We start from the raw sequence: 13,494 nt of genomic DNA on the forward strand, positions 1-13,494 counted from the left end.
GCCCGGAGGGGCCCGCGGTCCCCGCGCGGACCGCGACCCGGCGCGCGGGCGCGGGGGAGAGGTAACCTTCCCCCCGTGCCCGCACTGTCTGAAGTCCTCGCCGCGCTCGACGTCCTCTGGCCCCCCGAGCGGGCCGAGGGGTGGGACGCCGTCGGCACCGTCTGCGGCGACCTCGACACCGAGGTCGGCCGGGTGCTGTTCGCCGTCGACCCGGTCCAGGAGGTCGTCGACGAGGCCGTGCGGCTCGGCGCGGACCTCCTCGTCACCCATCACCCGCTCTACCTGCGCGGGACGACGACGGTCGCGGCGTCCACCTTCAAGGGCAAGGTCGTGCACACGCTCATCAAGCACGACATCGCCCTGCACGTCGCCCACACCAACGCCGACACCGCCGACCCCGGCGTCTCCGACGCCCTGGCCGGCGCCCTGGACCTGCGGATCCTGCGCCCCCTGGTGCCGGACCCGAGCGACCCGGCCGGCCGTCGCGGCCTGGGCCGGATCTGCGAACTCCCGCACCCGATGACGCTCGCCGAGCTGACCGCGTACGCCGCCGCCCGCCTGCCCGCCACCGCGCAGGGCATCCGGGCGGCCGGCGACCCGGACCGCGAGATCCGCACCCTGGCGGTCTCCGGCGGCTCCGGCGACAGCCTCTTCGACGACGTACGGGCGGCCGGCGTGGACGCGTTCCTCACCGCCGACCTGCGGCACCACCCGGCCTCCGAGGCCACCCAGCACAGCCCGCTGGCGCTGCTGGACGCGGCCCACTGGGCCACCGAATGGCCGTGGTGCGAGCAGGCCGCGGCCCAACTCGACGCGGTCTCCGACCGGCACGGCTGGGGACTGCGCACGCACGTCTCCCGCACGGTCACCGACCCCTGGACCGCCCACGCGGCGTCCGCCCCGCTCACCAGCCCCCTTGACCATTCGCACACCACAGGAGCCCCCCGCTGAACGCCGCGCCCGCCGACCAGATCCGTCTCCTGGACGTCCAGAACCTCGACGTCCGGCTCACCCAGCTCGCGCACCGGCGCAAGAACCTCCCCGAGCTGGCCGAGCTGCAGACCCTGGAGGCCGACCTCACCCAGCAGCGCGATCTGCTCGTCGCCGCGCAGACCGAGGAGAGCGACACCAGCCGCGAGCAGACCAAGGCGGAGCAGGACGTCGACCAGGTCCGCCAGCGCGCCGCCCGCGACCAGAAGCGCCTCGACTCCGGCGCCGTGACCTCGCCCAAGGACCTGGAGAGCCTCCAGCGCGAACTGGCCTCGCTGGCCAAGCGCCAGGGCGACCTGGAGGACGTCGTCCTGGAGGTCATGGAGCGCCGCGAGGGCGCCCAGGAGCGGGTCCGCGAGCTGACCTCCCGGGTCGAGGCCATCCAGGCCAAGGTCGACGACGCCACCGCCCGCCGGGACGCCGCCCACGCCGAGATCGACGCCGAGGTCGCCACGGTCAACAAGGAGCGCGAACTGACCGTCGCCGACATCCCCGAGGCGCTGGTCACGCTCTACGACCGCATCCGCACCAAGCAGGGCGGCATCGGCGCCGCCCGCCTCTACCAGCGCCGCTGCGAGGGCTGCCGGTTGGAGCTGGACATCACCGAGCTGAACGACGTCCGGGCGGCCGCCGCCGACACCGTCGTCCGGTGCGAGAACTGCAGCCGCATCCTGGTCCGCACGCCCGACTCGGGGCTGTAGGCCGTGGCGCGCGAGCTGATCGTCGAGGCGGACGGCGGTTCCCGGGGCAACCCGGGGCCGGCCGGCTACGGCGCGGTGGTCCTCGACCCGGCGAGCGGTGAGGCGCTGGCCGAGGCCGCCGAGTTCATCGGGACGGCGACCAACAACGTCGCCGAGTACAAGGGCCTGTTGGCGGGGCTGCGCGCCGCCAGGGCCCTGGACCCGGAGGCCGCCGTCCACGTCCGGATGGACTCCAAGCTCGTCGTCGAGCAGATGTCCGGCCGCTGGAAGATCAAGCACCCGGACATGAAGCCGCTGGCCGCCGAGGCCGCGTCGATCTTCCCGTCCGCCCAGGTCACCTACGAGTGGATCCCGCGCTCCCGGAACAAGCACGCCGACCGGCTCGCCAACGAGGCGATGGACGCGGGCAAGCGCGGCAAGCAGTGGGAGCCGCGCGACTCCCGGGCGGCGCTCGCCGGCCCGGTCGACGCGACCCCCGCCCGCAGCGCCGCGGCCCGTGCGGCCGACGCCGCCGCCGAGGCCGCGGAGACCGCGCACGCCGCACCGGCCGCCCCGCCGGTCGGCTGGGGCTCGCCGGACCTCGGCGTCCCCGCGACCTTCGTCCTGCTCCGGCACGGCGAGACCGCCCTGACGCCGCAGAAGCGCTTCTCCGGCAGCGGCGGGACCGACCCCGAACTCTCCGACGCCGGCCGCCGGCAGGCCGAGGCGGCCGCCGCCGCGCTCGCCGCCCGCGGCACCATCCAGGCCGTGGTCAGCTCGCCGCTGCGCCGCTGCCAGGAGACGGCCGGGGCGGTCGCCGCCCGGCTCGGCCTCGACGTCCGCGTCGAAGAAGGGCTCCGGGAGGCCGACTTCGGTGCCTGGGAGGGGCTGACCTTCGCCGAGGTCCGCGAACGCTACCCCGACGACCTGGACGCCTGGCTCGGTTCGACCAAGGCGGCGCCCACCGGCGGCGGCGAGTCCTTCGCGGCGGTCGCCCGCCGGGTCGCGGTCGCCCGCGACAAGCTGCTCTCCCGCTACGCCGGCAGGACCGTCCTGCTGGTCACCCACGTCACCCCGATCAAGACGCTGGTCCGTCTGGCGCTGGGCGCCCCGCCGGAGTCGCTGTTCCGCATGGAGCTCTCCGCGGCGTCCCTGACCGCGGTCGCGTACTACGCCGACGGCAACGCCTCGCTGCGGCTGCTGAACGACACCTCCCACCTGCGGTAGACGGCGCCCCGGCGCGCTTGCGTCGAACGCCTCCGGCCCGGCACACGGCGATCGTGTGCCGGGCCGGACGCGTTCGCGGGCGGTGCCGGTCGTACGGCGGGCGGCGCCGCCCGGGGCGTCAGCCGCCCAGCGCCGCCGCCTCCCGGGCCAGTCCCTCGACCCGCGCCCAGTCCTTGGCGGCCAGCGCGTCCGCCGGCAGCATCCATGTGCCGCCGACGCAGCCGACGTTGGGCAGCGCCAGGTACGAGGGGGCCGAGGCCGGGCCGATCCCGCCGGTCGGGCAGAAGCGGGCCTGCGGCAGCGGCGCGGCCAGCGACCTCAGATAGGCGGTGCCGCCCGCCGCCTCCGCGGGGAAGAACTTCAGCTCGGTGACCCCCTCGTCCAGCAGGGTCACCACCTCCGAGGCCGTCGAGACACCCGGCAGGAACGGCAGTCCGGAGTCCCGCAGCGCGCCGAGCAGCCGAGGCGACCAACCGGGGCTCACCAGGAACCGCGCCCCGGCCGCCCCGGCCGCCGCGACCTGCGCCGGGTCCAGCAGGGTCCCGGCGCCGACCGCCGCCTCCGGCACCTCGTCGGCGATGGCCGAGATCGCGTCCAGCGCGGCGGGCGTGCGCAGGGTCACCTCGATCGCCGGCAGCCCGCCGGCGACCAGCGCCCGGGCGAGCGGAACGGCGTCCGCGGCGTCCTGGAGCACCACGACCGGGATGACCGGGGCGAGGTCGAGGACCGAGGGGGACGAGGGCACGGGGGAGGGGGCGGCGTCAGTCACGCCGCCCATCCTGCGCCCGGCCCTCATCCTCCGCAACGGCCGTTGCGCATGTTGCAATGCGAGGGTCGGTTCGCCGATCCCTCACAGCTCCGTGACGATCACATCCAGCGCCCACGGCCTGCCGGCCTTCGCCGGGGCCTGCGCCTCCACCACGTACCCCAGCACGCGCAGCGCCTCCACCAGCTCCGCCGGATCCGCCGGCGTGGACCCCGCCATCAGCAGGTCCCGCACCAGCCGGCCCTTGGTCGCCTTGTTGAAGTGGCTGACCACCGACCGCTTCTCGACCCCGTTCACGATCTTCGACTGGAGCACCCGCACCGTCGCGGTCCGCCCGGCCGGCTCGCCCTTGGGCTTCCACGCCGTGGCGTACGCCGCCGACCGCAGGTCCAGCACCAGGCCCTCCCCGGCGGCCTCCGGCAGCACCTCCGCCATCGGCCCCCGCCAGAACGCGCCCAGCGCGCCCAGCCCCGGCAGCTTCACCCCCATCGAGCAGCGGTACGACGGGATCGGGTCGCCGATCCGCACGGCGCCCCACAGCCCCGAGAACACCAGCAGCGACCGCTCGGCCCGCTTCCGCGCCGCGGCGTCCAGCGAGGCCAGCCCCAGGGCGTCGTAGAGCACCCCGGTGTAGATCTCCCCGGCCGGCCGGGTGCCCGCCGTGCGCAGCCCCGCGTTCTTGGCGACCTCGCCCTTCAGGCCCTCGCTCAGCCCCAGAACCTCCTGCGCCTTGGCCGCGTCGGCCGCGCACAGCTCGACCAGCTCGGCCAGCACCTCCGTCCGCGCCGCGGTCAGCCCCGGCAGCGACAGCCCCTCCAGGTCCAGCGGCTTCCCGGTCCCTCCGGCGGCCTTCCCCTCCGACGGCGGCAACAGCACGAGCACGGTGTTTCTCCTTCACGGCAATACGGGCAGGGGGTGCGGCCCCGTCGAAAGCTTAGGGCGTGTCCGCAGCCCCGCCGCGGCCCCGCCCGGCACCCGTACGCCGCGCCGGGAGCGCCCGGCGGTCATACGCTCGATTCCATGCCCCGTCGCCATATGCATGTGACCGACGCAGCGGAGGCCCCCCTCCGGGCCGCCCTGCACGAGCTGCGCGTGCGGCTGGAGATCCCCGACCACTTCCCGCCCACCGCCCAGGCCGAGGCGGAGAGCGCCGCCCGCGCCCCGCGCATCCCGGCCGGCGACGGCGAGGTCGTCACCGAGCACACCCTGGACGACGCCACCGACCTGCCCCTGTTCACCCTCGACCCGCCCGGCTCCCAGGACCTGGACCAGGCGATGTTCCTGTCCCGGCGGCCGGGCGGCGGCTTCCGCGTCCACTACGCCATCGCCGACGTCGCCTCGTTCGTCACCCCGGGCGGCGCCCTGGACGCCGAGGCGCACCACCGGGTGGCCACCCTCTACTTCCCCGACGAGCGGGTCCCGCTGCACCCCACCGTGCTCAGCGAGGGCGCCGCCAGCCTGCTGCCCGACCAGGACCGCCCGGCCGTCCTGTGGCAGTTCGACCTCGACGCCGCCGGCGCGCTGACCGGCAGCACCGTCCGCCGCGCCCTGGTCCGCTCCCGCGCCCGCCTCGACTACCCGGGCGTCCAGCGCGTCCTCGACGACGGCACCGCCGAGGAGCCGCTCGCCCTGCTCCGCGAGATCGGGCTGCTCCGCGAGGAGCTGGCGGCGGCCCGCGGCGCGATCTCGCTCAACCTCCCCGAGCAGGAGATCGTCGAACGCGACGGCCGCTACACCCTCGCCTACCGCGCCCCGCTCCCGGCCGCCGCCTGGAACGCCCAGATCTCCCTGCTCACCGGCATGGCCGCAGCCGAGCTGATGCTCGCCGCCGGCACCGGCATCCTGCGCACCCTCCCGCCCCCCGGCCCGCAACCCCCTTCGAGCGGCGAGGACCCCAACCCCCCGACCGGCTCGGTCGCCCGGCTCCGCCTGACCGCACAGGCCCTCGGCGTCGCATGGCCCCACCACACCTCGTACGCGGCGCTGATCCGCACCCTCGACCCGCGCCGCGCCGGCGACGCCGCGTTCCTCCAGGAGTGCACCACCCTGCTCCGCGGCGCCGGCTACACCGTCTTCGACGGCGGCGCCCCGCCGGCCGCCGGCGTCGTGCACGCCGCGGTCGCCGCCCCGTACGCGCACGCCACCGCCCCGCTGCGCCGGCTCGTGGACCGCTACACCTCCGAGCTCTGCCTGGCCGCCGCGGCCGGCCACGCCCCGCCCGGCTGGGTCCGCGCCGCCCTCGCCGCCCTCCCGCACGAGATGGAGACCGGCGCCCAGCACGCCAACCGGGTCGAGCGGGCCTGCGTCGACCTCGTCGAGGCGGCCCTGCTGCACGACCGGGTCGGCGAGACCTTCGAGGCCCTGGTCGTCGACCGCCACGCGGACGACCCGACCCAGGGCACCGTCCACCTCTGCGAACCGGCCGTCATCGGCCCCGTCCAGGCCGCCCCCGGTGGCCCCGAGCTGCCCCTCGGCCGGCGCATCAGGGTCCGCCTGGCCGGCGCCGAACCGGGCCGGGAACCGGTCCGCTTCACCCCGGTGTGACCGGCTCCGGGGCCCCCGCCGCCCGCACGGCGTCCACCGCGCCCCGCACCGCACCCACCGCGCCCCGCGCGTCATCCGCATGGAACCGGACCGTGCGCACCGTCTCCCGCCGCCCCAGCAGCCGCACCACGACCACCGGCTCGGCCAGCTCCACCGTCACCGAGGTCTGCCCGGCGATCGCCAACTCCAGCGGCCCGCCGTCCCCCTGTTCGCCGCCCGCGCCGCTCCCCGCGTCCTGCCGGGACCGCAGGTCGTACCGGACCGACGCGATCGACGCCAGCGGAATCCGCAGCTCCATCCGCGCACCGTTCCGCACCAGCAGGTCCTCGGCGCCCAGCACATGCGGCCGGGTCACCGCCGCGGCCTGGCTGCCCAGCACCAGCAGCACGGTGTAGACGTCGGCCACCAGCGCCACCGCGTGCAGGCCCGGACGGTCCCGCAACAGCAGGCCCATCCCGACCGTCTCCACCACGAACACGAACGTCAGCCCGTACATCAGCGCCGCCTGCGCCCCCGCGTACGGCAGGGCCCGCGCCCCCTCCGGCACCTCCACCCGGCGCCGCGCCACCCACCGCACCAGACTCGTCAGCCACCGCCCCTCGTGCCGCAGCAGCCGCCCCACCCGCTCCCCGAACCGGGCGCCGTTCCTCGTGCTCATCGCGTTCCCTCCCCGATCATCCGCATCGCCACCCGCATGGCCTCCGCCTGCGCCGGCGCCAGCTCCCTCACCAGCAGCTCCGCCCAGACCTCGGTCGCCCGCCCCGGGGCCGTCACCGGCCCGGCCGCGGCGGCGATCGCCGCCAGCACCCTGTCGGGCACGCACTCCACCAGCGCCCGCGCGGCCTCCACCACCCGCGGATCGTCCACCGCCGCCCCCGCCAGCTCGTCCAGCAGCCCGCACGCCGCATACGCCCGCTCCATCGAGCCCGGCGTCACGAACATCTCCCGCAGCGCCGCCGCCATCGCCCCCCGCGCCCGGCCGTCGCCCGACGCGTCCAGCAGGGCCAGCACCTCCCGCTCCCGCACCGCCATCGCCGGCTCCGGCAGCGTCGCCGACGTCCGCGCCATCTTCGCGAACACCTCGGCCAGTTGCTCCGACACCGGGCCCTCCTCCGGCAGCCCGCCCGGTTCCTCGCTGCGCCGCAGCACCTCCGCCAACCGCGCCCGCCGGGCCCGGATCGCCTCCTCCTGCCGCGCCAGGTCCTCGTCCAGCTCCGTCAGCACCTCGCGCAGCTCCCGGCCGGCGTCGTCGGCCAGCACGTCCCGAACCTCCTCCAGCCCGAGCCCCAGCTCCGTCAGCCGCCGCACCCGCGCCAGCGCCACCGCGTCCCGCAGCCCGTACTCCCGGTACCCGTTGGCCTTCCGCTGCGGCTCCGGAAGCAGCCCCAGGTGGTGGTAGTGCCGCACGGTCCGCGTGCTGACGCCGGCAAGCCCGGCGAGTTCCCCGATACGCATGAGCCCAGTAGAAACGTTGTCGCAACGGCAAGGTCAAGCCGCCGGAATCCGCCAGGTAGCATGGTCGGCACGGCGGACGAGCCGGCCGGGCGGCCGCGTGGGGATCATCGATCCCCCCGAGGAACGTCCGGGCTCCACAAGGCAGGGTGGTGGGTAACGCCCACCCGGGGTGACCCGCGGGACAGTGCCACAGAAAGCAAACCGCCCGGGCCGCACGGCCCGGGTAAGGGTGAAACGGTGGTGTAAGAGACCACCAGTGCCCAGGGTGACCTGGGCAGCTAGGTAAACCCCACCCGGAGCAAGGTCAAGAGGGGCCATCGGCTGATGGCCCTGCGCGGACGATCGAGGGCTGCCCGCCCGAGTCCGCGGGTAGACCGCACGAGGCTGCCGGCAACGACAGCCCTAGATGGATGGCCGCCTCCCGGCCGACCGCAAGGTCGCCCGGAGACAGAACCCGGCGTACAGGCCGACTCGTCCGCCATTACCGCTCTGACCAGGGCAAACGCCCTGGTCGGGGCCGTTGTGCGTCCCGCCGCGCTTCCCTCCCTGACCTGCGGCTTCCCGCAAGTTCCCGCGCGGATGTGCACTGGTTGCGCACTGGTTGTGCACTTGTTGTCACTGGTTGGGTACTGGGGTCCGTCCGGTGAGGCAGACCCTGGCAGGCATGCCCCTTCCGGTGAGCGTCAATCCGCAGTGGCGGTCAGCCAGCGTTCGATGGCGGCCTTGGACGGCTCCGTGGTGGATTCCGGTGGCCGCACCGGCGCCCGCGATGTCCCACTGATCCGACAGTGAGACCCTGGCCCACCGCCACAGACGCGGCTCGTCGGGTTCTGCGCTTCCTCGAACGCCCCGGGGGCTTCGTAGAAGTCCAGTCGCCGGTCATGGCGCGGCCCGGTTTCACGCTGCGGATGGTTGGGATCCACGACTACTCTGCCCACCAGGTCATGAATATCCTGCGGCGTTTCATGATATGCCGGATTGGCGTCGCTGCGTTTCTTGAACGATTCGGGTGAATAGGGGTCGTCCTTCACGAACGGGGCGGACGAATACCCGTCCCGAGGTCGCGGGTTGCACTTGGGGGCGGGTCCGAGCGGGTCTGCCCACGAGTGCGGATTGCCGACGTAGGCGACCGGGTTGAGGGCAGCGGAAAGACCGAACGGGTCGCAACTCGCGTAGCGGGCCGTCTCTGGGTCGTCGTAGCGATGGACGTTGTAGTGCAGGCCCGTTTCCGGGTAGGAAGTGCTGCCCGGGGAATCGCAGCGGGGTGTAAGCCGTGCTGTTGGTGGTCCAGGTGGTCGTGCCCCAGATGGTGGCACGGGGCCGCCAGGTACTCTCTCCCGCCGTGTCCACAAGCTCGGTGGGGGTGCTCGAAGTCGGTCTCGGGGATCAGGCGGCCGGCGGGGCGTACACATAACTCCGCTCCAGGCCCTGTGGGTTGGCGACCTTGGTGAGCTGGAGATTGGTGTCGTGGGCGAACTCGTAACGTACTCCGGAAGGGGCGGTCCGGGCGGTCATTTCTGTAAAAAAGAATGGCCCGCCAGTGATCTGGCGGGCCATTCTGAGGAAGTTGAGCTTAACCTTCTAGGCGCTCAAGATTGGACCAGAGAGGCGGCATTCCGAACTTGGCCATGTATTCTTCGAGGATCACGAAAGGAGGCTCATTGGTCGGTTCCCCCTCTGTCCATACCGTGTCGCATTCTTCGCATACGCGGAAAGTGTCTGATTGCCCCGGCAGGCGGCACAGCACCACCCAGCCCTGCCCGCATCTCGGACAGCATGTCATGCTAATTCCTTCCTTTATGCCTGCGGAAAGGCGGTAATGATCTTGTTCGTTCCAGGGGCTACGACAATCCGGAGTTTCTTCTCGCCTCCCGTGCCGACAACCTTACCCATATCCACGATGTACTTGGCTGGATCATTGGGGTCCGGCGTGCCTCGCTTAGCCCATCCCTCATCGAGAAGTGAGAGAATATCGCTCTGTGTGTTGTTCTTGAAAACGCTGTGCGCGGGCTTCGAGGGATCCGGCTTTGCGTGCTCCATCACGTGCGTCAGGCGGTGCCCATGAGCGGACCCGGTGCCGTATACCAGCCCCCCGGGAGACTGGTAACTCCCCCCTCCGAGGTTGGTGAAGCCGCTCGGCGTGACCGGGCAGGTCGTGATGTTGGCGGCGAGAATCGGAGTCCCGCCCGCCAGCGCATGGTATGCGTGGATGCCCTTGACTGGCTGGCGTATGTTGCCGGTCGTGAGTACCGATTTTTTTGACGTGAAGCTGCTGGCCTTATATACGCAGGCCCCAGCGCCCTTCCGGATCTTGTCCAGGAACTCCTGGCTCTTGCCGATCACCTTCTTTGCCGCAGCGGACTCTTCGAGGAATTTGCCGATGCCTGTGGCAACGCGATAGATGGCCTTGGAGACGTCTGGAAGCTTCTTGACCACCTGGAGGGCTTTGCCCCACGGTAGAGCGCCGATCAGTGTCCAGAAGCAGCTTTCGATATTTCCTTCGGTGAAGCACTTCTTGATGTCGTCGAGACCGAGGAGCTCTTCAAGGACCTTGCCGCCATTTTCGAGCAGGAAGTCCTTGATCGACTTTTCTGCCGCCTTGCGGGCCTTCTCGTACTCCTCAGGCGAGATGCCCTCGTCTTCAAGGTCCTGCTTCTCTGCCCCATCCAGCTGAGCGCCGCCGTTCTTGCCGTCCAGCTTCGCGGCCTCCGCCCGCCGCTTCCGTTCCTGCTCGCGCTCGTATTCCTCGGCCTTCTTTGCCGCCTCGTCCGCTTCCTTGGCGTACTTGTTGGCGTTCTTGGCCGCGGCTTCTGCGGACTTGGCGTGGTTTTCGGCGGAGTCGGCGAGTTTGCCGGCGGCGTCGGCGTCTTCCTGGGCCTTGGCCGCGGCGCCCTGGGCGACGCTGGCCTCGTGTTCGGCCTGGTTGGCGGCGCTGTTGGCCGCGGCGGCGTGCCGGTCCGCCTCGGCGGCGGCGTTGCGGGCCCGGGCGGCTTCGGCCTCGGCCTCGTTGGCCGCCTTGCGTGCGGCGGCCGCGTCCGCGGCGGCCTGGTTGGCGGCCTGGCGGGCGAGGTTGGCGTCGGCCTTGGCCTGGGCGTCGGCCTGGTTGGCGGACGCCGCGGCGGCTCGTGCCTTGGCGCCGTCGGCGGCGGCTTCGGCCGCGGACTTCATGGCCGCGGCCGCGGAACGTGCGGCGTTGGCCGAGGACCTGGCGGCATCGGCGGCGGCCTTGAAGGCCGGGAGGACCTGGGCGCCTGCCCGCTTGGCGGCGGCCTCGGCGGCCTCGGCGGCCTTGACCGCTTCGGCGGCCTTGGCCTCGGCAGCGGTGACCTGCTCCTCGCCGGTCTCCTGCGCGGCTTTGGCGACCTCGGCGGCGAAGTCGGCGTCGACGTCCTTGCCGGCGAAGGGGGCGGTCAGCTCGATGGCGGTGTTGGCGGGATCGGCGATCCCGGCGGCGGTGTTCCGGGCGGCGCCGGACGCCTGGACGGCGATGGTGGACTGGAGCCTGGCCATGGCCGCTTCGCGGGTCGCGCCCTCGGCTTCGTCCTTGGTGCGGTTGGCTGCCTGGAGGGCCTGGTTGGCCTCGACGGCGGCCTGCCCGGCCAGGCGGGACGCCTCGTGGGCGGCGATGCCGGCGCGGGCTTCCTGGGCGGTGGCCTCGGCTGCCTTGGTGTTGGCCTTCAACGCCGCGGCGTGGGTGGCCTGGTACTCGGCTTCGGCCTTGTTGGCGGCCGCGTTGGCGCGTGCGGCGGCGGCCTCGGCCTTGTTGGCTGCGGCGTTGGCGCGCGCGGCGTGCGCGCCGGCCTCGGCCGCCGCGGCCCGGGCCCGGGCCGCCGCACCCGCGGCCTCGGTGGCCGCGGAACGGGCGCGTACCGCCGCGCCGCTGGCGGTGTCCGCGGCGCTGCGGGCCTGACCGGCCGCCGCACCGGCGGTGTTGGCGTCCGCGCGTGCCGCCTGTGCGGCGGCGTTGGCCTCGCCGGCGGCTGCGGTGCCGCGGCCCGAGGCGGCCATCGCCTCGGTGGCCTTGGCCCGGGCCTCCTTGGCCTGGTGGTTCTGCTCGGCCTTGAACGCGGCGTCGCGGGCCTTGCGGGCGTTGGTCTCCTCGCCGCGGGCCCGCTCGTCGGCCTTGGCCGCGATGCCCTCGTGCTCGGCGGCGCTGGCCCGCGCCGAGGCCGCGGTGGCCGCGGCCGCCTGGGCGTCGGCGCGTGCCGCGGCCGCCGTACGGGCCTCGGCCTCGGCACGCGACCGCGCCGCGGCTGCATTGTCGCGTTCGCGTTCGGCGCGGGCTCGTGCCTGGGCGGCCAGGTTGCGCTCGCGTTCGGCGATCGCGCGCTGCTCGGCGGCGATCTTCGCCTGGCGCTGGGCCTCGACGCGGGCTTCCCGGGTCTTCTTGGCGTGTTCCCAGGCTTCCCGCTCGGCCTTCTCGGCGTCGAGACGGGCCTGCTTGGCACGGGCGGCGGCGTTGGCCGCGACCTTGGCCTGCTTGTCGGCCGACGCCGCCAGCTCGGCCGCTGCCTTGGCGTGCTCCTCGGCGTTGGCGCGCCACTTCCTGGCCTGCTGCTCGTGGGCTTCGGCGGCGTTCTTGCCGTCCAGCGCAGCGGCGTCGGCGGCGGTGGCATCGACGGCGTGCTGGGCGGTCTGGGCCGCCTTGGCCGCCGCGTCCGCCGCGGCCGCGATGCCCGAGGCGACCTCGGACCACTGCGTGCCGTGGGTCAGCCCGGTCTCCACCAGAACGTCGGCCTGCACCTTGGCCTGGCCCGCGGCGGTCTTGGCCCGCCGGGCCGCCTCGGCGGCGTACCCGACCTGGCGCTCGACCTCGGTCTTGACGCTGTCGTAGGAGGACAGGCGCTTGCCGGCCCGGTCCGCCGCGAGCATCCGGTCGGCCTCGCGCGATGCCTGGGCCGCCGACGTCATCGCGTTGGACGCGTCCTTGAGCGCCTTGACGGCATCGCCGTGGAAGCCGATCAGCTTGGTACGGGCCTCCGCCGCGCGCTTGGCCTTCTCTGCCAGCTCACGCAGCTTCTCGGCGGCCTCCTGGGCCTCCTTCTGGGCCTTCTCCTGGGCGGCCCGGTCCTCGGCGTCCTTCTTCGCCGCGATCTGGTAGCCCTTCTCCAGGAACTCCTCGATCGCCTTGTCGGTGCCGGCGTCCAGTGCGGCCTGGGCGGCCTTCTTCACCTCGGGGCCACCGGCGTTGGCCAGCAGTTCCACGCGCTTGCGGAGCTCGGCCGCGCGCTCCTTGGCGTTCTTCTCGTCCTTCTGGTCCTTCTGGCGGGCGATCTCCGCGCCGAAGGCCAGGAAGTCCTCGCGGTCCTTGGCCGTCGCCTTCGGCCCCAGCACGCGTTCGACCTCGGCGTTGAAGGTCGGCCCGCCGGTGCCGCGCATCGCCTCGATCTTCTTGCGGTTCTCGGCGTCGACACCGCTCTTCTTGTCCTTGGCACGCTGGCGGGCGTCGGCCTCGCCGTGCTCCAGGAACTCCCGGATCGCGTTCGGGTCGTTGCTCTCCAGGGCCTTCCTGGCGGCCTCGCGGACCTCGTCCTCCTCGTCGAACTCGGCGAAGTCCTCGACGAGTTGACGGTCACGCTCCGCGCTGAGCCGGTCCAGCTCCGAGCGCGGTGCGGCGGCCGGTGTGGCGGACGTCTTCGGCAGGGCGGCGGTGAGCCGGTCCAGCGTCGCCATCGCCTGGGTGAAGTCGCCCCTGCCCCCGGCGCGCTGCATGCGCTCGGTGGTCGCAGCCGTTGCCTGGCTCGTCATGCCGCCCAGCAGCGCGACAACCACCGTGGTGGTCACTGTCTTGCGCGCTATCCCGGCGAGACCGCCGCCGCGTGGTCTTCCGGC

The 13,494-nt window shown here is 73.4% G+C and carries 11 protein-coding genes, 1 other RNA gene and 1 pseudogene; 5 read left to right on the forward strand and 8 right to left on the reverse strand.

What is annotated here, in order from left to right; translation table 11 throughout:
* The first annotated feature begins 75 nt into the window (after nucleotides 1–75).
* From MOV08_RS28860 to MOV08_RS28870, 3 genes are read left to right on the forward strand one after another with little or no spacing between them, the layout of a single operon-like run.
* Nucleotides 76–951: a Nif3-like dinuclear metal center hexameric protein gene (locus MOV08_RS28860; protein ID WP_039637030.1), complete on the forward strand. Its 876-nt coding sequence runs from the start codon at nucleotides 76–78 to the stop codon at nucleotides 949–951.
* Nucleotides 948–1,691, forward strand: coding sequence for a zinc ribbon domain-containing protein (locus MOV08_RS28865; RefSeq protein ID WP_275311927.1), 744 nt, complete (start codon nucleotides 948–950; stop codon nucleotides 1,689–1,691). The genes MOV08_RS28860 and MOV08_RS28865 overlap by 4 nt, the downstream gene beginning before the upstream one ends.
* 3 nt (nucleotides 1,692–1,694) lie before the next feature.
* Nucleotides 1,695–2,897 carry a bifunctional RNase H/acid phosphatase gene (locus tag MOV08_RS28870; protein ID WP_275309445.1) on the forward strand — a complete coding sequence of 401 codons (1,203 nt, stop codon included), beginning with the start codon at nucleotides 1,695–1,697 and terminating at the stop codon, nucleotides 2,895–2,897.
* Between the two features lie 118 nt (nucleotides 2,898–3,015).
* Here the strand turns inward: MOV08_RS28870 and eda are convergent, their stop codons facing one another.
* Complete coding sequence (gene eda / locus MOV08_RS28875) at nucleotides 3,016–3,675, reverse strand: bifunctional 4-hydroxy-2-oxoglutarate aldolase/2-dehydro-3-deoxy-phosphogluconate aldolase (RefSeq protein ID WP_039637036.1); 660 nt, start codon at nucleotides 3,673–3,675, stop codon at nucleotides 3,016–3,018.
* Between the two features lie 72 nt (nucleotides 3,676–3,747).
* Nucleotides 3,748–4,545 (reverse strand): peroxide stress protein YaaA, encoded by a 798-nt coding sequence (gene yaaA, locus MOV08_RS28880; protein WP_275309446.1) that lies wholly within the window; start codon nucleotides 4,543–4,545, stop codon nucleotides 3,748–3,750.
* 138 nt (nucleotides 4,546–4,683) lie between these two features.
* Here yaaA and MOV08_RS28885 point away from each other — a divergent pair, with 138 nt between their 5' ends.
* A complete protein-coding gene (locus tag MOV08_RS28885; protein WP_275309447.1) occupies nucleotides 4,684–6,207 on the forward strand; it encodes an RNB domain-containing ribonuclease in 1,524 nt (507 codons plus the stop codon).
* Here the strand turns inward: MOV08_RS28885 and MOV08_RS28890 are convergent.
* Both MOV08_RS28890 and MOV08_RS28895 read right to left on the reverse strand, forming a co-directional pair.
* Nucleotides 6,194–6,865, reverse strand: coding sequence for a hypothetical protein (locus tag MOV08_RS28890; protein ID WP_275309448.1), 672 nt, complete (start codon nucleotides 6,863–6,865; stop codon nucleotides 6,194–6,196). The two genes, MOV08_RS28885 and MOV08_RS28890, sit on opposite strands and share 14 nt — an antisense overlap.
* Nucleotides 6,862–7,662 (reverse strand): MerR family transcriptional regulator, encoded by an 801-nt coding sequence (locus MOV08_RS28895; RefSeq protein WP_275309449.1) that lies wholly within the window; start codon nucleotides 7,660–7,662, stop codon nucleotides 6,862–6,864. Before MOV08_RS28895 ends, MOV08_RS28890 begins: the two co-directional genes overlap by 4 nt.
* Nucleotides 7,663–7,739: 77 nt before the next feature.
* Between MOV08_RS28895 and rnpB the strand changes: the two genes are divergently transcribed.
* An RNA gene (gene rnpB, locus MOV08_RS28900) (RNase P RNA component class A) lies at nucleotides 7,740–8,140 on the forward strand.
* Between the two features lie 205 nt (nucleotides 8,141–8,345).
* Here rnpB and MOV08_RS28905 read toward each other — a convergent pair.
* The 4 genes and pseudogenes from MOV08_RS28905 to MOV08_RS28920 form a co-directional block, all read right to left on the reverse strand.
* Nucleotides 8,346–8,693 (reverse strand): hypothetical protein, encoded by a 348-nt coding sequence (locus MOV08_RS28905; RefSeq protein WP_275312062.1) that lies wholly within the window; start codon nucleotides 8,691–8,693, stop codon nucleotides 8,346–8,348.
* 45 nt (nucleotides 8,694–8,738) lie between these two features.
* Nucleotides 8,739–9,027: pseudogene (locus tag MOV08_RS28910) on the reverse strand (RHS repeat-associated core domain-containing protein); the annotation flags it as partial.
* 21 nt (nucleotides 9,028–9,048) lie between these two features.
* The gene (locus tag MOV08_RS28915; RefSeq protein ID WP_275309450.1) at nucleotides 9,049–9,177 is read right to left on the reverse strand and encodes a hypothetical protein; all 129 of its coding nucleotides are present in this window, start codon (nucleotides 9,175–9,177) and stop codon (nucleotides 9,049–9,051) included.
* Nucleotides 9,178–9,459: 282 nt separating this feature from the next.
* Nucleotides 9,460–13,446 (reverse strand): hypothetical protein, encoded by a 3,987-nt coding sequence (locus tag MOV08_RS28920; protein ID WP_275309451.1) that lies wholly within the window; start codon nucleotides 13,444–13,446, stop codon nucleotides 9,460–9,462.
* Nucleotides 13,447–13,494 lie beyond the last annotated feature (48 nt).

Origin of the sequence: Streptomyces yunnanensis, assembly GCF_029011865.1 — a bacterium.
Lineage (GTDB): Bacteria > Actinomycetota > Actinomycetes > Streptomycetales > Streptomycetaceae > Streptomyces > Streptomyces yunnanensis.

Excerpts from the sequence above, each read along its gene's own strand:
- MOV08_RS28890 (WP_275309448.1), bottom strand. The coding sequence starts at position 6,865 with ATGAGCACGAGGAACGGCGCCCGGTTCGGGGAGCGGGTGGGGCGGCTG.
- eda (WP_039637036.1), bottom strand. The coding sequence starts at position 3,675 with ATGGGCGGCGTGACTGACGCCGCCCCCTCCCCCGTGCCCTCGTCCCCC.
- MOV08_RS28915 (WP_275309450.1), bottom strand. The coding sequence starts at position 9,177 with ATGACCGCCCGGACCGCCCCTTCCGGAGTACGTTACGAGTTCGCCCAC.
- MOV08_RS28885 (WP_275309447.1), top strand. The coding sequence starts at position 4,684 with ATGCCCCGTCGCCATATGCATGTGACCGACGCAGCGGAGGCCCCCCTC.
- MOV08_RS28895 (WP_275309449.1), bottom strand. The coding sequence starts at position 7,662 with ATGCGTATCGGGGAACTCGCCGGGCTTGCCGGCGTCAGCACGCGGACC.